17 protein-coding genes are annotated in these 18,729 nt (G+C 68.0%); 10 read left to right on the forward strand and 7 right to left on the reverse strand.

What is annotated here, in order from left to right; translation table 11 throughout:
• Positions 1 to 64 precede the first annotated feature (64 nt).
• A complete protein-coding gene (locus tag CF68_RS07710; RefSeq protein WP_035817170.1) occupies positions 65 to 613 on the reverse strand; it encodes a TlpA disulfide reductase family protein in 549 nt (182 codons plus the stop codon).
• A gap of 36 nt (positions 614 to 649) precedes the next feature.
• The gene (locus CF68_RS07715; RefSeq protein ID WP_035817172.1) at positions 650 to 1,339 is read right to left on the reverse strand and encodes a hypothetical protein; all 690 of its coding nucleotides are present in this window, start codon (positions 1,337 to 1,339) and stop codon (positions 650 to 652) included.
• A 202-nt stretch (positions 1,340 to 1,541) separates the two neighbouring features.
• Between CF68_RS07715 and mpl the strand changes: the two genes are divergently transcribed.
• The 8 genes from mpl to mtgA all read left to right on the forward strand — a co-directional run bounded on the left by mpl (position 1,542) and on the right by mtgA (position 10,063).
• Complete coding sequence (mpl, locus tag CF68_RS07720) at positions 1,542 to 2,927, forward strand: UDP-N-acetylmuramate:L-alanyl-gamma-D-glutamyl-meso-diaminopimelate ligase (RefSeq protein WP_035817174.1); 1,386 nt, start codon at positions 1,542 to 1,544, stop codon at positions 2,925 to 2,927.
• Positions 2,928 to 2,945: 18 nt separating this feature from the next.
• Entirely contained in the window at positions 2,946 to 3,560 is a 615-nt protein-coding gene (locus CF68_RS07725) for a YqiA/YcfP family alpha/beta fold hydrolase (protein ID WP_035817175.1), read from the forward strand.
• On the forward strand, positions 3,557 to 4,219 hold the full coding sequence (locus CF68_RS07730) for a chorismate lyase (protein WP_035817176.1): 663 nt from the start codon (positions 3,557 to 3,559) through the stop codon (positions 4,217 to 4,219). Before CF68_RS07725 ends, CF68_RS07730 begins: the two co-directional genes overlap by 4 nt.
• Positions 4,216 to 4,956, forward strand: coding sequence for a beta-ketoacyl-ACP reductase (locus CF68_RS07735; RefSeq protein ID WP_035817177.1), 741 nt, complete (start codon positions 4,216 to 4,218; stop codon positions 4,954 to 4,956). The genes CF68_RS07730 and CF68_RS07735 overlap by 4 nt, the downstream gene beginning before the upstream one ends.
• Positions 4,957 to 5,222: 266 nt before the next feature.
• Positions 5,223 to 7,325 (forward strand): ribonuclease catalytic domain-containing protein, encoded by a 2,103-nt coding sequence (locus CF68_RS07740; protein ID WP_035817178.1) that lies wholly within the window; start codon positions 5,223 to 5,225, stop codon positions 7,323 to 7,325.
• Between the two features lie 130 nt (positions 7,326 to 7,455).
• The gene (locus CF68_RS07745; protein WP_035817179.1) at positions 7,456 to 8,388 is read left to right on the forward strand and encodes an energy transducer TonB; all 933 of its coding nucleotides are present in this window, start codon (positions 7,456 to 7,458) and stop codon (positions 8,386 to 8,388) included.
• A complete protein-coding gene (aroE, locus tag CF68_RS07750) occupies positions 8,388 to 9,275 on the forward strand; it encodes a shikimate dehydrogenase (protein WP_035817180.1) in 888 nt (295 codons plus the stop codon). Before CF68_RS07745 ends, aroE begins: the two co-directional genes overlap by 1 nt.
• A gap of 137 nt (positions 9,276 to 9,412) precedes the next feature.
• The gene (gene mtgA / locus CF68_RS07755; protein ID WP_051591457.1) at positions 9,413 to 10,063 is read left to right on the forward strand and encodes a monofunctional biosynthetic peptidoglycan transglycosylase; all 651 of its coding nucleotides are present in this window, start codon (positions 9,413 to 9,415) and stop codon (positions 10,061 to 10,063) included.
• Positions 10,064 to 10,075: 12 nt separating this feature from the next.
• Here the strand turns inward: mtgA and corA are convergent, their stop codons facing one another.
• Positions 10,076 to 11,041: a magnesium/cobalt transporter CorA gene (gene corA / locus CF68_RS07760; RefSeq protein WP_010813196.1), complete on the reverse strand. Its 966-nt coding sequence runs from the start codon at positions 11,039 to 11,041 to the stop codon at positions 10,076 to 10,078.
• Positions 11,042 to 11,614: 573 nt separating this feature from the next.
• Positions 11,615 to 12,514 (reverse strand): DMT family transporter, encoded by a 900-nt coding sequence (locus CF68_RS07765; RefSeq protein WP_035817181.1) that lies wholly within the window; start codon positions 12,512 to 12,514, stop codon positions 11,615 to 11,617.
• 186 nt (positions 12,515 to 12,700) lie between these two features.
• On the opposite strand from CF68_RS07765, the gene pyrF reads away from it, so the two are divergent.
• Entirely contained in the window at positions 12,701 to 13,519 is an 819-nt protein-coding gene (gene pyrF, locus CF68_RS07770) for an orotidine-5'-phosphate decarboxylase (protein WP_010813198.1), read from the forward strand.
• 75 nt (positions 13,520 to 13,594) lie between these two features.
• Here the strand turns inward: pyrF and CF68_RS07775 are convergent, their stop codons facing one another.
• The 3 genes from CF68_RS07775 to thiL form a co-directional block, all read right to left on the reverse strand.
• Positions 13,595 to 14,092, reverse strand: coding sequence for a CinA family protein (locus CF68_RS07775; RefSeq protein WP_035817182.1), 498 nt, complete (start codon positions 14,090 to 14,092; stop codon positions 13,595 to 13,597).
• Between the two features lie 57 nt (positions 14,093 to 14,149).
• Positions 14,150 to 14,716, reverse strand: coding sequence for a phosphatidylglycerophosphatase A (locus CF68_RS07780; protein WP_013957980.1), 567 nt, complete (start codon positions 14,714 to 14,716; stop codon positions 14,150 to 14,152).
• Positions 14,717 to 14,842: 126 nt separating this feature from the next.
• Complete coding sequence (gene thiL, locus CF68_RS07785) at positions 14,843 to 15,823, reverse strand: thiamine-phosphate kinase (RefSeq protein WP_035817184.1); 981 nt, start codon at positions 15,821 to 15,823, stop codon at positions 14,843 to 14,845.
• A 399-nt stretch (positions 15,824 to 16,222) separates the two neighbouring features.
• Here thiL and CF68_RS07790 point away from each other — a divergent pair, with 399 nt between their 5' ends.
• On the forward strand, positions 16,223 to 18,547 hold the full coding sequence (locus CF68_RS07790) for an NADP-dependent malic enzyme (RefSeq protein ID WP_035817185.1): 2,325 nt from the start codon (positions 16,223 to 16,225) through the stop codon (positions 18,545 to 18,547).
• The last annotated feature ends 182 nt before the right edge of the window (positions 18,548 to 18,729 follow it).

An 18,729-nucleotide genomic window follows, 5' to 3' on the forward strand; every position in this document is an offset into this window, starting at 1 on the left:
ATGCCCCGATGAAACAAATCGCTGAAGAAAACCGAAATTCAGCGAATTTGGCGGAAGAATACGCTCAGGCGCGTGGCAGCACGGCCCGCAGTTCCTCGGCCGTCACCCGTCCCATCTTGCGATACTTCACCGATCCGTCCGGGTTGATCACCACCGTATAGGGCAGGCCGCCGGCGCTGTTGCCGAAGTTGCGCGACAGCTCGGTGCCGGCAAAACCGGCCACGGCCAGCGGGTAAGCCACCGGGACCTTCGTGGTGAACTGCTGGATATTGGCGGCTGAATCGATGCCGATGCCGACAAACTCCACCTGGCGGCTCTTGTATTCCTCATGCAGCGCGGTCAGCTCCGGCATTTCCTCGACACACGGCCCGCACCAGGGTGCCCAGAAGTTGATCACCACGGTCTTGCCGCGCAACTTCCCCAGGTCCAGGTCGGCGCCGGTGGCGTCGGGCAGGCGTGTCTGGAAGAAGGTTTCCACCGCCTGGTCGCTGGCGGGCTTGGGCGAGAACACGAAATGGCCGGCCAGTGCGCCGGTGGCGCAGGCGACCACGGCCACGGCGATCCACAGCCAGAGGCGGGAGCGGCGGGCGGGCGAGGAAACGGTTTCAGTCATGGGGATGGCTTGGACCAGTGAATTAGGGGGCGGGCGTCAGGCCGGGTCGGCATCGCCGGGCGCGTCCATCAGCGCCCGTACCGCCTGCACGTCGGCGCGGGCCGGGCGCCCCGAGGCGTCGGCACGCACGGCGCCGCGTTCGTCGACGGCATCATACAGTGCTATATGAATGCCGACTGGGGCACCCAGTTCCGCGCGCACCTCGCCGGCGAGCAGCCGGGCCTCGCGGCGGTCGGGCCACTGGCCCTTCCACAGGAAGCTGAGGGTCTCGACCTCGCCGCGGCCGCCAAAATGCCGGCTCTCGCTGGTCTCGAAGTCCACGCCGGCGTTGATCAGGTGCAGCGTCGCATCCTTGGCGCTGTCGCAGAAGCACTGCAGATAGATATCGGAGTGCTCGGTGGCGGTGCCGTTGAGCACTGCGCCGGCCAGGTAAGGCCGGAACGGCGCCAGGTCTTCCATGGCCAGCACCGCCAGCCGGCGCAGCAGCGCCAGCACGCGGGGCTGGCTGTCGGCGTGGAACAGCGCCTGGTAGGCGCGCACCTCGGCTTCGACCTGTTCGTTGTCGGGCAGCCATTCGCCGGGCACGCGCTGCTCGCCCAGCACCTGGCGGGCGGCCTTGCGCTTGGCGGTGGCGTAGTCGGCACCGTCCTCGGCAATCATCCGGGCGGCAGCCTGGGCGATTTCCTCGCGCAGGCGGGTGGGATCGGGGGCAGTGCGTCGGGTCATGCCCCATGATACCGGAGGCTCCCGCGCAACCGGCGCACGCGCTGCCGCAGTGCAGCGAAGGCCGCGGGCGCTCGGGTACAATCGAAGGCTTCCTGCCCGGCCACCGCACCGCAAGACACGGCCTGAAACAGCCGCCGTGCCGCAGCGCCACGCCGGGTGCCGAATCCCCACGCCTGCGGGCTTCAAGTCTTTCCGGGAACCCATGCATATTCATATCCTTGGCATCTGCGGCACCTTCATGGGCGGCCTGGCGGTGCTGGCCAAAGAGGCCGGCCACCGCGTCACCGGCTGCGATGCCAATGTCTACCCGCCGATGAGCACCCAGCTCGAGGCCCAGGGGATCGAGCTGATCGGGGGCTTCGACCCCGCCCAGCTGTCGCTGGAGCCGGACCTGTTCGTGATCGGCAACGTGGTCTCGCGCGGCAATCCGCTGATGGAGGCCATCCTCGACCGCAACCTGCCCTATGTGTCCGGTCCGCAATGGCTGGGCGAGCACGTGCTGGCGCGCAAGTGGGTGCTGGCGGTGGCCGGCACGCACGGCAAGACCACCACCACGTCGATGCTGGCCTGGATCCTGGAGGATGCCGGCTACAACCCCGGCTTCCTGGTGGGCGGGGTGCCGCAGAACTTCGGCATCTCGGCGCGCGTGACCGAATCGGACTTCTTCGTGATCGAGGCCGACGAGTACGACACCGCCTTCTTCGACAAGCGCAGCAAGTTTGTCCACTACCGCCCGCGCACCGCGATCCTGAACAACCTGGAATACGATCACGCCGACATCTTCCCGGATCTGGCGGCGATCGAGACCCAGTTCCACCATCTGGTGCGCACCGTGCCCGGCCAGGGCCGGATCGTCGTCAACGGCGTGGAAGAAAGCCTGGCACGCGTGCTGGAGCGCGGCTGCTGGAGCGAGGTCGAGCAGTTCGGCGTGGGCGACTGGCGCGAGAGCGATGCTGCCGCCACTGCGGCGCCCGGCAAGGATGCCTTCGACGTCTGGTTTGGCGATGCCGTCCAGGGCACCGTGGTGTGGGACCTGCAGGGCACCCATAACCGCATGAATGCGCTGGCCGCGATTGCCGCCGCGCGCCATGTGGGCGTGCCGGCCGCGCAGGCGATCGAATCGCTGTCCCGCTTTGCCAACGTCAAGCGCCGCATGGAAGTGCGCGGCGTGGCGGGTGGCGTGACCGTTTATGACGACTTCGCCCACCATCCGACCGCGATCCAGACCACGCTGGACGGGCTGCGCCGCCGCGTCGGCGATGCCCGCATCCTGGCGGTGCTGGAGCCGCGCTCCAACACCATGAAGCTGGGCGTGATGAAGGCGCAGCTGCCGGCCAGCCTGGAGCAGGCCGACCTGGTGTTCGGCTACGGCGCCCCGGCCGGCAAGGACGCGCTGGGCTGGGACCTGGCCGAATCGCTGGCGCCGCTGGGCGACAAGGCCGCCGCCTTCCAGGACCTGGGCGCGCTGGTGCAGTCCGTGCGTGCCGCGGCGCAGCCGGGCGACCACGTGCTGGTGATGAGCAACGGCGGCTTCGGCGGCGTGCACCAGAAGCTGCTGGACGCCCTGGCCCAGGGCGCCGCACGCTGACCGGCGGGAAGGACCACCATGCTGCTGTACCTGCACGGATTCCGCTCCTCGCCCCAGTCGTTCAAGGCCCGGCTGGTGCAGGAGCGCATGCGCGAGTGGGGCGTGGGCCGCTACTACGCCTGCCCCACGCTCAATGTCTCGCCCGAAATGGCCATTGCCCAGGCGCAAGCCGCGATCCGCGCCGCGCGGGCCGGCGGCGACCAGGAGATCGCCATCGTCGGCTCGTCGCTGGGAGGCTTCTATGCCCGCTGGCTGGGCGAGCGCCATGGCTGCAGGACCGTGCTGCTCAATCCGGCCATCCACCCCTGGACCGACCTGGAAACGTACCTGGGCGAACAGCCGCTATGGCACGGCGGTGGCTCGGTCACGGTCGAGCGCCGCCACCTGCAGGAGCTGCTGGACCTGCGCGTGGACACCATCACCGATCCCGGACGCTATTACCTGCTCGCCGCCACCGGCGACGAGGTGCTGGACTACCGTGAGATGGTCGCGGCCTGCCCGGGCGCGAACATCCGCGTAATCGAGGGCAGCGACCACGGCATCAGCGAATTTGCCGACTACGTCGACGATGTGCTCGCCTTCTGCGGCTATGGCCCCGGCGGCAAGGTGCCGGCCGGCGCAGGCCCGGCATGAGCGCGCAGTCCGCGCGCCGCTGCAGCTGGAGCCCGCACCTGGCCTTTGATGCAGCCATCACGCCCAACCAGCGGCGCTGGGTGACCGGTGACGATGGCTCGCTGACCGCGCGCCTGGTGGCAGCGTCGGAGCGCTTTCGCGTGGCGCGCCTGCTGCAGCGCCCGCAGCGCCCGCTGGCCGATGAATGGCAGGTGCTGGGCCAGCACGACCGCACCCCCGCGCTGACGCGCGAGGTGCTGCTGATCTGCGACGACATTCCCGCCGTGTTTGCCCATACCGTGGTGCGCTGCCGCCACGCGCGCCGCGATTGGCCGTTCCTGCGCGGGCTGGGCGAGCGCCCGCTGGGCGGTCGGCTGTTTGTCGACCCGGCGGTGGCGCGCGAGCCGTTCCAGTTCGCGCGGCTGCTGCCGCACCATCCGCTGCGCCAGGCCTTGCAGCGCGTGCTGCCGGCCATGGCGCCACTGCCCATGCTGCCGGCGCGGCGCTCGGTGTTCCGGCGCGGCGGCGGCGTCATGCTCGTGACAGAAGTGTTCCTGCCGGACCTGCTGTCGCGGCCATCCCCGGGGACCGAGGCGGTTCCGCATCCCAGGTATTTGCGGACCACAGACCGAAGCCCCTCCACACACACTACCGAAACCAAGAAAGAGACCACGAGATGAAACTGCAGGGTCGGGTTGCCATCATCACCGGTGCCGCCGCTGGCATCGGGTTTGCCACCGCGCAGCGCTTTGCCGCCGACGGCGCCATCGTCGTCCTGTGCGACGTGCAGGAAGAGCGCGTGCGCGAGGCCGCCGACAAGCTGGCCGCCACCGGCGCCACCGTGTCGGCCTACCGCGTCGACGTGACCCGGCGCGACCAAGTCGATGCCATGGTGGCCGCCGTGCTGGCCGCGCACGAACGCGTCGACATCCTCGTCAATAACGCCGGCATCACCAAGGATGCACGCCTGGCCAAGATGACCGAGGCCCAGTTCGATGCCGTCATCGACGTCAACCTGAAGGGCGTCTTCAACTGCGCGCAGGCCGTGGCCGGCCTGATGAGCGAGCAGGGCAAGGGCGTGATCCTGAACGCTTCCAGCGTAGTCGGCCTGTACGGCAACTTCGGCCAGACCAACTACGCCGCCAGCAAGTTCGGCGTGATCGGCTTCACCAAGACCTGGGCGCGCGAGCTGGGTCCCAAGGGCGTGCGCGTGAACGCGGTGTGCCCGGGCTTCGTCAATACCGAGATCCTGCAGACCGTGCCGGAAAAGGTGCTGGACGGCATGAAATCGTCGTGCTGGCTGCGCCGCCTGGCCGAGCCGGCCGAGATCGCCAGCATCTACGCCTTCCTGGCCAGCGACGACGCCAGCTACGTCAACGGCGTGGCGATCGAGGCCAGCGGCGGCATGTCGCTCTGAGCCTGCGCACCACTGCGGGCCGGGTGCACGCACCTTGCCGGTGCGCCGGCCCCCGCAGCCGCCGGAGCGGGGTGCGGTATCATTCCAGGTCTCGGGCCGTATCGATACGGCGCGGCTCGCGGCCAGCGATTTGCACCCCGCGCGCCGCACTCGCTTCCGTTCGCACGCGTTGGCGCCCGGTTGCACCATTTCTCCCACAGGACCCGCCCCGGCGCTGCCTCTTGGCGGCCAGACGCGGTTCCGCGCATTTCTGAAAGTACCGATCGATGCAGTTGCTGTTCGAAGAAGGCGGCGAAATCCGCGCCGGCACCGTGCTGAACCAGCAGGGCGAGGCTTACCAGGTGGAGCTGCCAGCCGGCAAGCGCACCAAGGTCAAGTCGCGCGACGTGCTGCTGCAGTTCGCGCAGCCGTCGGCAATCGAGCTGGTGCGCCAGACCGGCGACATGATGGCCGAGATCGACCTGGACTTCCTGTGGGAATGCGCGCCCGAGGCTGAATTCGGCTTTGCCGAGCTGGCCGCCGAGTACTACGGCGCCGAGCCCGGCCCGGTGCAGCAGGCGGCGCTGGCGATGGCGCTGCACGGCAACCCGGTGTACTTCCGCCGCAAGGGGCGCGGCCGCTACCAGCGCGCGCCCGAAGACCAGCTCAAGGCGGCGCTGGCCGCGCTCGAGCGCAAGCGCCAGCAGGCGCTGGTGCAGGCCGAGTACGAAGAACAGCTCAAGGCGCTGACGCTGCCGGAGACGTTCCGCAACAAGGTGCTGCAGCTGCTGTTCAAGCCGGACAAGAACAGCCTCGAATTCAAGGCCATGGACGCCGCCTGCACCGCGCTGGGCATGACCCCGATGCGGCTGATGGTGGCCGCCGGCGGCGTCGCCAGCGCGCGCGCGCTGCACGAAGCCAAGTTTCTGGCGGAGTGCTTCCCCAAGGGCACCGGCTTCCCGGATACCGACGTGCCCGAGCCGCCCACCGACCTGCCGGTGGCTGAGGTTGAGGCATTCTCCATCGACGACGTCACCACCACCGAGATCGACGATGCGCTGTCCGTGACCAAGCTGCCCGACGGCAAGCTGCGCATCGGCATCCATATCGCCGCGCCCGCGCTGGGCATCCGCCGCAGTGAACCGCTCGATGCGGTCGCGCGCCAGCGGCTGTCCACGGTCTATTTCCCGGGCGACAAGATCACCATGCTGCCCGACGCCGTGGTGGAGCGCTACACGCTGCAGGAAGGGCGCACGTGCCCGGCGCTGTCGCTGTACGTGACGGTGGACCCGACCGTGTGGCTGATCACCGGCAGCGAGACCCGCGCCGAGATGGTGCCGATCGCCGCCAACCTGCGCCACAACCTGCTCGACGATGTCATCACCGAGGCTGCGCTTGCTGCGGGCACCGGCGATTACCCGTTCCGCGACGCGCTGACGCAGCTGTGGCACTTTGCCGGCTACCTGTACGACGAGCGCCAGAAGGCGCGCCTGGCCAGCGGCCTGCGTCCCGAGACCCACAACCGCGCCGACTTCAATTTCTACCTGGACGACCAGGCCGACGGCAGCCAGCGCGTGCGCATCGAACAGCGCAAGCGCGGCTCGCCGCTGGACAAGATCGTGGCCGAGCTGATGATCCTGGCCAACAGCACCTGGGGCAAGCTGCTGGCCGACAACGGCGTGCCGGGCATCTACCGCACGCAGAAGGCGTGGGGCATGCACCGCACCCGCATGCAGACCTACCCGGCGCCGCACGAGGGCCTGGGCGTGGCGCAGTACGCGTGGAGCACCTCGCCGCTGCGCCGCTATGTCGACCTGGTCAACCAGTGGCAGATCCTGGCGGTGGCCCAGCACGGCGTGACCGCCAAGCTGGTGGCGCCGTTCAAGCCCAAGGACGCCGACCTGCTGGCCGCGGTGGCGGACTTCGAAGGCACTTACGCGGCCTACGCCGACCACCAGTCGACCATGGAGCGCTACTGGTGCCTGCGCTGGCTCAAGCAGGAAAAGCGCGAGCGCATGGTGGCCTCGGTGCTCAAGGAAGGCGCGGTGCGCTTTACCGAGATCCCGCTGGTCACGCGCGTGCCCGAACTGGTCCAGGCGCAGCGCGGCACGCAGGTGCTGCTGGAGATCGGCGAGACCGACGAGATCACGCTGGAAGTGTCCTGCCGGGTGCTGGAAATCTTCGCCGGTGAGGGCGAAGTGCCCGAGGAAGAGCTGGAAAGCGACGAGGAAGCCGCAGAGTTGTCCGCCGAAGCCGCTGCCGAGGCGGCCGCCGAGGAAGCGGCCGAGCAGGCCGCCGGGGTCTCGGACGAAACCCCGGCCGAAGCTGGCGACGACGATGCCGGCGCGGCGTCGGGCGAGCGCGACACCGGCACCCCGGCGGCTGGCTGAAGCCTTCGGAAATCGGCGGCGCTCACTTACAATGCCTGTCTGATCCGGGGCCCGCGGCCCCGGTCTTGCCAGGCCGCCGGCCCGGACCGGTTCGGGCCGCCGCCCGCCCTTCAGCCACCCTCCATCCATCGTGAACGCCACTCTCGCCGCTCCCCGCCACTGGTGGCATGCCAGGTGGCACAACAGCAGTACGCTGGCCAAGGCGCTGGCCATTTCCGTGGCCGTGCACGTGGTGCTGCTGATGGTGCGGGTGGCCGCGCCCGAGGTGTTCGAGATCAAGCGCAGCGATGCCGCGCTGGACGTGGTGCTGGTCAATGCCAAGTCGGCGCAGAAGCCGCGCAACCCGACCGCGCTGGCGCAAGCCAACCTGGACGGCGGCGGCGACCATGACCTGCAGCGCGCCACCACGCCGCTGCCCGCGCAGACCCTGACGCAGGAAGGCGACCTGGTGCGCCAGGTGCAGCGCCGCGTCGAGCAGCTGGAACAGGAGCAGCAACGCCTGCTGACCCAGTCGCGCGAGGCCGCGCCGTCGGTGCGCAACCAGCCGCTCAAGCCCGGCGAGAAGCGCCAGGACAACCCGCAGCGCGGCCAGGACGAGCGCACCTCGACCGACGAGATGGCCCGGCTCGAGGCCGAGATCGGCCGCAACCTGGACCACTACGCCAAGCGGCCCAAGCGCTTCCAGCTGACCGCCACCAGCGCCCAGGCGGTCGACTACGCGCAGTACTACGACCGCCTGCGCCACAAGATCGAGGCGCGCGGCACCACTGACTTCCCGCAACGCAACGGCAAGCCGCTGTACGGCCAGCTCATCCTGGTGATCAACGTCAACCGGCTGGGCAAGCTCGGCTACAACCGCGACGGCTACAACGTCGATGCCATCGACGTGGTCAAGAGCTCGGGCGATCCCGCGCTGGACCGCCAGGCCGTGGCGATCGTGCGCGCGGCCGCGCCGTTCGGCCCCTTTACCGCCGAGATGGCGTCGCGCCAGGACATCCTCGAAGTCGTTTCCACTTTCAAGTTTTCGCGCAGCGGGCTGGAAACCCGCTTGCAGGCACGCTGATGACATCCACTGATTCTTCCCAAGCCACTTCCGACCGCTATGTGGTGATCGGCAACCCGGTTGCGCACAGCCGCTCGCCGGCGATCCACGCGGCCTTTGCGCGCCAGACCGGCGAGGCGGTGCAGTACGACCGCCTGGAGGCGCCGCTGGACGGGTTTGCCGACACCGTGCGCCAGTTCTTTGCCGATGGCGGCTACGGCTGCAACGTGACGGTGCCGTTCAAGCTGGAGGCCTATGACCTGGCCGACCGCCTGACCGAGCGCGCCGAGGCCGCCGGCGCGGTCAACACGCTGTGGATCGAAGAGGGCATGATCCATGGCGACAACACCGACGGCATCGGCCTGGTGCGCGATATCCAGGACAACCTCGACACGCTGATCGAAGGCAAGCGCGTGCTGCTGCTGGGCGCCGGCGGCGCCGCCATGGGCGCGATGCTGCCGCTGATCGAATGCCGGCCGTCGCGCATCGTGGTGGCCAACCGTACCGCGTCGCGCGCCAGCGACATGCTGGAAGAGTTTGTCGAAGCTGCGGACCAGTACGGCGTGGAGTTGTGGGGCGGCGGGCTCGATGCGCTCGACGGGCTGTCCGAGGACGAAGCCGTTGACGTGGTGATCAACGCGTCGTCCAGCAGCCTGCATGGCGAAGTGCCGCCGGTGCCCGAGTTCCTGCTGGGCGAAGGCGTGCTGGCCTACGACATGATGTACGGTGCCGAGCCCACCGTGTTCCTGCAGTTCGCCGCCCGCTGCGGCGCGCGCGTGAGCGACGGCCTGGGCATGCTGGTCGAACAGGCCGCCGAGGCCTTCTATATCTGGCGTGGCGTGCGGCCGCGCACCGCGCCCGTGCTGGCCGAGCTGCGCACCGCGCTGCAGGCCGAACGCAAGGGCTGACCGGGGCGCCGCCAGCCGTGGCCAACCGCAACCGCGCAGCCAGCGCCAGCCGCGGCGCAGCCCCCGCACGCACGGTGCTCAACCCGGTCCGCTGGCTCGGCTACCTGCTGGGCTGCGTGGCGGCGGGCGTGGTGGCGATGCAGCTGTACTTCTTCGTGCAGATCGCAAGCTGGCAATACATCAACCCTTCGACGACCACGTTCATGCGCGCCGAGCGCTGGCGGCTGTGCGGCATCAACGTCTGGAACTGCGGCATCGACCGGCAATGGGTGCCGTACGACCGCATCTCGCGCAACCTCAAGCGCGCGGTGATCGCCAGCGAGGACGCCGACTTCGTCAACCACCCGGGCTATGAGCTGGATGCGATGCTCGATGCCTGGGAGCGCAACAAGAAGCGCGGGCGCATCGTGCGTGGCGGTTCCACCATCACGCAGCAGCTGGCCAAGAACCTGTTCCTGTCGTCCGAGCAGCACTACCTGCGCAAGGGCCAGGAGCTGGCGATCACGTGGATGCTCGAGTTCTGGCTGGACAAGCAGCGCATCTACGAGATCTACCTGAATTCGGTGGAGTGGGGCGAGGGCGTGTTCGGCGCGCAGGCCGCGGCGCAGCACTATTTCCGCACCAGCGCCGACAAGCTCAGCGTGGGCCAGTCCGCGCGCCTGGCCGCGGCACTGCCGGCGCCCAAGTGCTTCGACAAGAAGGAGTACTGCGCCAATGTGCGCGTGAACTTCCGCGCCAAGGCAAGCACCATCGCGCGGCGGATGGGGGCAGCCACGCTGCCCGACTGAGCCCCGCGGGGCTCAGCTCAACCAGCCCTTCCTGCGGAAATACACCAGCGGAATTGCCGCCGACACCGCCATCAGCGCAATCGCCCACGGATAGCCCGCGCCCCAGTCCAGCTCCGGCATGAACTTGAAGTTCATGCCGTAGATGCTGGCGATCAGCGTGGGCGGCATCAGTGCCACCGACACCACCGAGAACAGTTTGATGATCTTGTTCTGGTTGATGTTGATGAAACCGACGGTCGCGTCCATCAGGAAGTTGATCTTGTCGAACAGGAACGCAGTGTGGTTCTCGATCGAGTCGATGTCGCGCAGGATCTGGCGCGCCTCGTCCTGCTGCTCGGCCGACAGCAGCTGGCTGCGCATCAGGAAGGACACCGCGCGGCGCGTGTCCATCACGTTGCGGCGGATGCGCCCGTTCAAGTCTTCCTCGCGGGCGATGGTTTCCAGCACGTCGGCCGCGGCGGCATCGGTCACGTTCTCGGCCAGCACGCGGCGGCTCGCTTCTTCAAGCCGCTCGTAGATTTCCTCGATCGAGTCGGCGGAATACTCGGCGTCGGTCGCATACAGGTCCATCAGCACGTCCTTGGCATTGCGCACCGAGCCCGGGCGCATGCGCGCGCGCAGCCGCACCAGCCGGAACACCGGCAGGTCTTCGTCGTGGATGGAGAACAGCACGTCGCGCGTCAGCACGAAGGCCACGCGCACGTTGCGCGACAAGGCCTCTTCCTCGTCCAGCAGGAAGTCGGTGCGGATATGGATATTCTCGTCCTCGCCCTCGAAATATCGCGCTGACGCTTCCAGGTCGCCCAGGTCTTCCAGTTCGGGAAGGGCGACGCCATAGGCTTCCTTGATCCAGTTCAGTTCTTCGTCGTCGGGATTGACGACATCGATCCAGATCGGCTTGTGCTGCAGCAGCTCATTGCGCTCGTCGACCTGCTCCTGGGCAAGCCGGCCTTTCTGCAGGACGAACAGGTTGATCATCCCCGGGATTCCTTATTGCTGATTGCGACGAAAAACAAAGACAAGCGCGAAGACAAGCGCAGGCGGCTCGCCGCATTCCCAGGTAGTCCGTCATGCCCTGCATGGCCTGGCGAGACGCCGGAAGGCGCCCTGCCAGGGCCGGGCCACGGGCAAGCGTGATCGCGCTGTACCGCGGCTGCCGTTCGGCACAGCGGTACAAGGCGATGGCGTTTGCCTGGGTTGGCTGGCTAGCCGGGGGAGGGAAGATCCGCAACGATGCGGCGCGCATGGATGGCGCCGCCGGTGGCACGGAAAGACACTCGCCCGCAGTGTTCTGCTGCGGGCGAGGCCGACGAGGCGCGGAGCCGGGTGCTCCGGGCGGGTCGTCGTTACGCAGCCCGCAGTGACATGGCATTCGCAGAGGTCGCAGCGCTGCTGCGGCAACTCGAACACCCGATGCTACTGCCCACGTAATTTCTCCGGGATTGTGATGGCCGCGAGTGTAGCCCAACGTAGGGTGGCTTGTTAAGTGAAATCTCCGCGCACGCGGCCCGCTGTTGCCCGCTCACGACCGGGGGCGCGCCCACCCGGCGATCAGCCCAGCGCGCCCTGCAGCCGGCGCCACAGCAGCGGCGCCAGCATCACCGAGGACAGCGCCAGGAACATCAGCACGATCGCCGCGTAGTCCTGCCAGTGCGGCTGCTCGCCCAGCATCCACATGCCCGAGAACACGCCGACCACCGGAATGAACATGATCGACAGGCTCGACACCACCGGCGGCAGGCTGCGCGCCAGCCCGAACCAGACTAGGTGGCAGAAGGCGAAGACCACCACCGCGTTGTAGGCGATGGCGCCCCATTCGACGGCGGTGGGCATGCGCCAGCCGTCTTCCAGCAGCAGCGAGCCGGCCGCCAGGACGGGCAGGGTCACGGCCAGCATCCAGAAAGTCATGGCGCCGATGGGCACGTCGGTCTGGGTGCGCTTCATCAGCTGGGTGCCGAAGCCCCAGCCGGCCGCGGCCAGCAGCATCAGCAGCGTGCCGGCCGGGCTGCCGGTCAGCGCTGCGAGCTCGCCGGAAAGCAGCAGCACCGTGCCGGCCAGCGCGCAGCCGATGCCCAGCCAGGCCCAGGCGCCAATGCGCTCGCGGAAAAACACCAGGCCCCAGACCACTGCCCAGATCGGCATGGTATAGCCCAGGATGGCGGCGCGGCCCGAGGACAGCATCTTGACCGCGCAGATCGCAAACAGGTGCCAGATCACCATGTTGGGAATGGCCAGGCGGACCACCGTGCCCCACTCGCGCCGCGGTACGGCCAGCGAATCGCCGCGCAGCCGCAGCGCCAGCCCCAGCGCCACCAGCCCGCCCGCCATGCACAGCAGGCGGAAGCCCATCGCCGGAAAGTGCGCTACGCCTACCTTCATGATGGGCCAGTTGATGCCCCAGGCAAGGGTGAGCACGACAAGCAGGAAGATACCGCGGCGATCGAGAGACATGACGGGACGCGGCTGTACGTCATGCCGCGCTTTGTTTTGAGAGGAAGCGCAAAACGATAGCACGCAGCGGGTAAAATTGCCGGAAGCGACATATGCTGCAGGGATGAAAGGTTTTCACGCCGCTGCGGCCAACCGCGCCGGCCGGGCCAATGGGACGCCGGCGCCACCAGGATTTTCCGAGTACCCATGACTTTCACCGAGCAGCTTGCTGCCGCCTGGCAGCGCAACGATTCCCTCCTGTGCGTCGGGCTCGATCCTGACCCGCAGAAGCTGCCGCTGTCCCTGACCGGGGCGGGCGGCGCCATCTTTTCGTTCTGCCGCGAGATCGTTGACGCCACCGCCGACCTGGTCTGTGCCTTCAAGCCGCAGATTGCGTACTTCCACTCGCAGCGCGCCGAAGACCAGCTCGAGCAGCTGATCCACTATATCCACGACGCCCACCCCGGCATCCCGGTGATCCTGGACGCCAAGCGCGGCGACATCGGCTCGACCGCCGAGCACTACGCGCTGGAGGCCTTCGAGCGCTACCACGCCGACGCGGTCACGGTCAGCCCGTACATGGGCTTCGATTCGATGCAACCGTACCTGGCCTACCCGGACCGCGGCGTGATCGTGCTGTGCCGCACCTCCAACCCGGGCGGATCGGACGTGCAGTTCCTGCAGGTCGACGGCAAGCCGCTGTACCAGCTGGTGGCCGAGGCCGCGCGCGAGCGCTGGAACACCACCGGCCAGATGGGCCTGGTGGTCGGCGCGACCTTCCCCAACGAGATCGCGCGGGTGCGCCAGATCGTCGGCGACATGCCGCTGCTGATCCCGGGCATCGGCGCCCAGGGTGGCGACATCGAGGCCACGGTCAAGGCGGGGCGCACCGCGGACGGCACCGGCATGATGATCAACTCGTCGCGCGCCATCCTTTACGCCAGCCGCGAGAAGGATTTTGCGGCGGCGGCGCGCAATGTCGCGCTGCAGACGCGGGAGACCATCAACCGCTACCGCCACGGCTGAGGCCGGACACAGACAAAAAAACCGCGCCGGAGATGGCGCGGTTTTTTATTGGGCGGAGGTTGCCGGGCGCCGGCCTCAGGCCTCGTTCCGGATCAGCTCCAGCAGCCCCCGCATCGCATGCTCGGCCGCCTGCCGGCGGATCTGGCCGCGGTCGCCGCGAAAGCGCTGGGTCTCGGTATGCGTGGTAATGCGGTTGCTCCAGCCGAAGCAGACCATGCCCACCGGCTTTTCCGGGGTGCCGCCGTTGGGGCCGGCCACGCCGGTGACGGACAGCGCCACCTGGGCGCGGCTGTTCAGCAGTGCACCTTCGGCCATGGCGCGCGCCACTTCCTCGCTGACCGCGCCGTGGTCGCGGATCAGCTTGGCGGGCACGCCCAGCATGGTGGACTTGGCCTCATTGGAATAGGTGACGAAGCCGCGCTCGAACCAGCCGGACGAGCCGGATACATCGGTAATGGCGGCGGCCCCCAGCCCGCCGGTGCAGGATTCGGCAGTGGCCAGCATCAGGGATTTGTCGGCAAGGGCGACGCCGGCCTGGATGGCGAGCTGGTCGAGCAGGCGGCTGACAGACATGGTGGATACAGGGTAGTTTTGAGGGGAATCAGCTTGCAATGGCTGGCGATGCGGGGCTCAGAACGAGCGCCACAGCGCGAACACCAGCAGCGTGTAGAAGGCCGCGAAGATGTCGTCGAACATCACGCCAAAGCCGCCGCGCAGGCCCGGGCCCTTGAGCGTGCGGTCATAGTGGCCGATCGGCGCCGGCTTGGCGATATCGAACAGCCGGAACCACAGGAAGGCGGCGAACTGCCCCCAGAAGCCGGTCGGCATGACAAAGGCCAGCACCAGCCAGAAGGCGACGATCTCGTCCCAGACCATGCTGCCATGGTCGTGCACGCCCATGTCGCGCGCGGTGCGCGCGCACGCCCACAGGCCAACCAGGAAGCCGCCGGCAATGATCCACAGCCAGGTGGTGGGCGCGATCCACAGCGAAATCACCACGAACGACAGCCAGCCGTAGAGCGTGCCGACCGTGCCCGGCCCAACGGGCGACAGGCCCGAGCCGAAGCCGAAGGCGATCAGGTGGGCCGGATGGGCCAGCATGAAGCGCGCGCTCGGGCGCGTGACCTTGACGGTCTGGCCGGCTTCCAGGGTTAGGGCGGGGTCGCGCGGCGCGGCCCCGGGAGGGAAGGTGGACATCAAAGTTGGCTCGTGTGATGCAGATACTGCTTATGGTTATGGCCGGCTTGCACTGCCATGCTTGCGGGACTCCCGTGCCCGCGCAGCGCGCCGATGCCGGCATCATGACATGCCTGTGACCCGGTGTCAGGGGGCAGCGAAGTGGTCGAAGCTGGCGCCTTGGTACCGGGTCGGGTTGCCGGCACGGTCGACCAGCCGCAGGCCGGGCTCCGGCGTGATCGCGCCGACACGTGTGAGCGGCAGCGCCAGGCGGTCGCTGATCGCCGCGATGGCGTCGCGGTTGCCGGCGGGCGCGGTGAAGCACAGCTCGTAGTCGTCGCCGCCGGCCAGCACGCATTCACGCTGGATCGCGTCCGGCTGGCTGGCCAGCACCGCCGAGCGCGGCAGCGCATCGACGTCGACCAGCGCGCCGACCTGCGAGCGTTCCAGGATATGGCCGAGGTCGCCGACCAGGCCATCGGAGATGTCGAGTGCGGCATGCGCCATGCCGCGCAGGGCCATGCCCAGCGCCACGCGCGGCGTGGGCGTGTCCATGCGCGGGCGGACCTGGCTGAACTCGGGCTCCGGCAGCAGCCATTCGCCGCGGCAGTCGCCCAGCGCCAGGCGGGCGTCGCCAAGCGTGCCGGAAATCCAGATATCGTCGCCGGGCCGGGCGGCGTCGCGGCGCAGCGCGGCGCGCAGCGGCACGTCGCCGAACACCGTCAGCGAGAGCGTCAGCGGGCCGCGCGTGGTGTCGCCGCCGACCAGCTCGCAGCCGTGGGCGTCGGCCAGCGCCAGCATGCCGTCGGCCAGTTCGGCCAGCCAGGCGGGGTCGGCCTCGGGCAGGGCCAGCGCCAGTGTGAAGGCGCGCGGCTCGGCGCCCATGGCGGCCAGGTCGGACAGGTTCACGGCCAGGGCCTTGTGGCCGAGTGCGCGCGGCGCCACGTCCGGGAAGAAATGCCGGCCGCTGACCAGCATGTCGGTGCTGATGGCCAGGTGATGGCCGGGGCGGCCCTCGATCAGCGCGCAGTCATCGCCCACGCCGAGCGCGGCCTTGCGCACCGGCCGCGTGAAATAGCGGCGGATCAGGTCGAACTCGGAAAGCGGGGCTGGCTGGGCGTGGGACATCGTCGTCGGGAAGATTCGCCCGCCGGGTGGGACGGGATCGGGGCTGCGCGTTGCGCGAAGATGAATGGCGATCCGGGGCAATCCCGCGGCGCCTGCGCAGCGCGTCAGGATGGGGCGCGTCCGGCATTTCAGCAAGATACTGCCGCGCACGACAGCCATGACCGCCACGCGGTGCGCCGCTTCTGCGGGCAGGCGCTACGCTTGCTGGTATTGCCCCGGAGGATGGGGCATATTGTACCGAATCGCAAAGGTGCCCCAAGCAAAACGCTTATTGTGAAATAGTATTTCACTATATAAAATGCTGGGTTCCAAAGGAAGAGAAGGGCGGACACGTGGAGCCGGTCCGCCGATCGTCCCCCGCCTCGTCAATGACGGCTCCACCGATTGGAAGATGCGCCGATGACCAGCCCTCAGCAGTCCCCGTCCCAAGACGATCTGAAACAGCAGCAGCGTGAGGCGCTGCGCAAAGCGGCGCTCGAGTACCACGAGTTTCCCACCCCCGGCAAGATCTCGGTCACGCCGACCAAGCCGCTGTCGAACCAGCGCGACCTGGCCCTGGCCTATTCGCCGGGCGTGGCCGCCGCTTGTGAAGAGATCGTTTCCGATCCGGCCAATTCCTTCCGTTACACCGCCCGCGGCAACCTGGTCGCGGTGATCACCAACGGCACCGCCGTGCTGGGCCTGGGCGACATTGGCGCCGCGGCCTCCAAGCCGGTGATGGAAGGCAAGGCTGGCCTGTTCAAGAAGTTTGCCGGTATCGACGTGTTCGATATCGAAGTCGATGAGAAGGACCCGGAGAAGCTGGTCCAGATCATCGCCGCGCTGGAGCCCACCTTCGGCGGCATCAACCTCGAAGACATCAAGGCACCGGAGTGCTTCTACGTCGAGCGCAAGCTGCGCGAGAAGATGAAGATCCCTGTCTTCCACGATGACCAGCACGGCACCGCCATCGTGGTGTCCGCGGCCATCATCAACGGCCTGAAGGTGGTCGGCAAGGACATCAAGAACGTCAAGCTGGTGGCTTCGGGCGCCGGCGCGGCCGCGCTGGCCTGCCTGGACCTGCTGGTCGACATCGGCCTTCCGATCGAGAACATCTGGGTGACCGATCTGGCCGGCGTGGTCTACGAAGGCCGTACCGAGCTGATGGACCCTGAAAAGGCGCGCTTCTGCCAGAAGACCGACAAGCGCAAGCTGGCCGAAGTGATCGACGGCGCCGACATCTTCCTGGGCCTGTCCGCCGCCGGCGTGCTCAAGCAGGACATGGTCCAGCGCATGGCCGACAAGCCGCTGGTGCTGGCCCTGGCCAACCCGAACCCGGAAATCGCGCCGGAGCTGGTCAAGGAAGTGCGTCCGGACGCGGTGATGGCCACCGGCCGCACCGACTACCCGAACCAGGTCAACAACGTCCTGTGCTTCCCGTTCATCTTCCGCGGGGCGCTGGACTGCGGCGCCACCACCATCACGCGCGAGATGGAAATCGCCGCGGCCAATGCTCTGGCCGAGCTGGCGCGCCAGGAGCAGAGCGACATCGTCGCCACCGCCTATGGCATCCAGGACCTGTCGTTCGGCCCTGAGTACCTGATCCCGAAGCCGTTCGACCCGCGCCTGATCGTCAAGGTGGCCCCGGCCGTGGCCGAGGCCGCGATGAAGTCCGGCGTGGCCGCCCGTCCGATCGAGGACATGGACGCCTACCGCCTGCAGCTGCAGCAGTTCGTGTACCACTCGGGCACGCTGATGAAGCCGATCTACGCCGCCGCGCGCAAGGTCGAGATGGAGAAGAAGCGCATCGTCTTTGCCGAAGGCGAGCAAGAGCGCGTGTTGCGCGCGGTGCAGGTGATCGTCGACGAAAAGCTGGCCAACCCGATCCTGATCGGCCGCCCGGCCGTGCTGCAGCACCGCATCGAGCGCTTCGGCCTGCGCCTGCGCGCCGGCGTGGACTTCACCGTGGTCAACCCCGAGCACGACGAGCGCTTCCGCGATTATTCCGACGCCTACTACCGCATGATGGCGCGCGAGGGCATCACGCCCGAGTACGCCAAGCTGGAAATGCGTCGCCGCACCACGCTGATCGGCGCGATGCTGGTGAACAAGGGCGAGGCCGACGGCATGATCTGCGGCACCGTCAGCAACACCGCGGCGCACCTGCGCTATATCGACCAGGTGCTGGGCGGCACCAACAAGGTCTACGCGGCGATGAACGGCCTGGTGCTGCCGGGTCGCCAGATCTTCCTGGTGGATACGCACGTCAACGTCGACCCGAGCGCCGAAGAGCTGGCCCAGATCACGCTGATGGCCGCCGAGGAACTGAAGCGCTTCGGCATCGAGCCCAAGATCGCGCTGCTGTCGCATTCGAACTTCGGCTCTTCCGAAGCGCCTTCGGCCCGCAAGATGCGCGAAACCCTCGCTATCCTGCGTGATCGCGCCCCGGACCTGGAGATCGACGGCGAAATGCACGGCGACAGCGCGCTCGACCAGAAGCTGCGCGACCAGCTGGTGCCGGACGGCGCGCTCAAGGGCGAAGCCAACCTGCTGGTGTGCCCGAACATCGACGCGGCCAATATCTCGTACAACCTGCTCAAGGTTGCCGCGGGCAACAACGTCGCGATCGGGCCGATCCTGCTGGGCGTGAAGGCGCCGGTGCACATCCTGACGCCGTCGGCTACGGTGCGCCGCATCGTCAACATGACCTCGCTGGTCGTGGTGGACGCCGCTGCCAAGCGCTAAACCGCTGGTAGCGCCAGTTGCATGGGCCGGTAGCTGGCCAATGTGACGAAAAGCCGGGTTCGCCCGGCTTTTTTTGCGCCCATATGTGCATGGTTAGTATGCGCACACATACGCTTAACATATTGAAACAATTGAAGAATTATCGGTGCTGCCGGGCCGGGATTGCTTAATTGCGTGCATGC

The sequence above is a fragment of the Cupriavidus sp. SK-4 genome (assembly GCF_000611125.1).
Lineage (GTDB): Bacteria > Pseudomonadota > Gammaproteobacteria > Burkholderiales > Burkholderiaceae > Cupriavidus > Cupriavidus necator.

Bases quoted from the DNA above. Each gene is read 5' to 3' on its own strand.
- CF68_RS07710 (WP_035817170.1), bottom strand. From the start codon at position 613: ATGACTGAAACCGTTTCCTCGCCCGCCCGCCGCTCCCGCCTCTGGCTG.
- CF68_RS07715 (WP_035817172.1), bottom strand. From the start codon at position 1,339: ATGACCCGACGCACTGCCCCCGATCCCACCCGCCTGCGCGAGGAAATC.
- mpl (WP_035817174.1), top strand. From the start codon at position 1,542: ATGCATATTCATATCCTTGGCATCTGCGGCACCTTCATGGGCGGCCTG.
- CF68_RS07725 (WP_035817175.1), top strand. From the start codon at position 2,946: ATGCTGCTGTACCTGCACGGATTCCGCTCCTCGCCCCAGTCGTTCAAG.
- CF68_RS07730 (WP_035817176.1), top strand. From the start codon at position 3,557: ATGAGCGCGCAGTCCGCGCGCCGCTGCAGCTGGAGCCCGCACCTGGCC.
- CF68_RS07735 (WP_035817177.1), top strand. From the start codon at position 4,216: ATGAAACTGCAGGGTCGGGTTGCCATCATCACCGGTGCCGCCGCTGGC.
- CF68_RS07740 (WP_035817178.1), top strand. From the start codon at position 5,223: ATGCAGTTGCTGTTCGAAGAAGGCGGCGAAATCCGCGCCGGCACCGTG.
- aroE (WP_035817180.1), top strand. From the start codon at position 8,388: ATGACATCCACTGATTCTTCCCAAGCCACTTCCGACCGCTATGTGGTG.
- mtgA (WP_051591457.1), top strand. From the start codon at position 9,413: ATGCAGCTGTACTTCTTCGTGCAGATCGCAAGCTGGCAATACATCAAC.
- corA (WP_010813196.1), bottom strand. From the start codon at position 11,041: ATGATCAACCTGTTCGTCCTGCAGAAAGGCCGGCTTGCCCAGGAGCAG.
- CF68_RS07765 (WP_035817181.1), bottom strand. From the start codon at position 12,514: ATGTCTCTCGATCGCCGCGGTATCTTCCTGCTTGTCGTGCTCACCCTT.
- pyrF (WP_010813198.1), top strand. From the start codon at position 12,701: ATGACTTTCACCGAGCAGCTTGCTGCCGCCTGGCAGCGCAACGATTCC.
- CF68_RS07775 (WP_035817182.1), bottom strand. From the start codon at position 14,092: ATGTCTGTCAGCCGCCTGCTCGACCAGCTCGCCATCCAGGCCGGCGTC.
- CF68_RS07780 (WP_013957980.1), bottom strand. From the start codon at position 14,716: ATGTCCACCTTCCCTCCCGGGGCCGCGCCGCGCGACCCCGCCCTAACC.
- thiL (WP_035817184.1), bottom strand. From the start codon at position 15,823: ATGTCCCACGCCCAGCCAGCCCCGCTTTCCGAGTTCGACCTGATCCGC.
- CF68_RS07790 (WP_035817185.1), top strand. From the start codon at position 16,223: ATGACCAGCCCTCAGCAGTCCCCGTCCCAAGACGATCTGAAACAGCAG.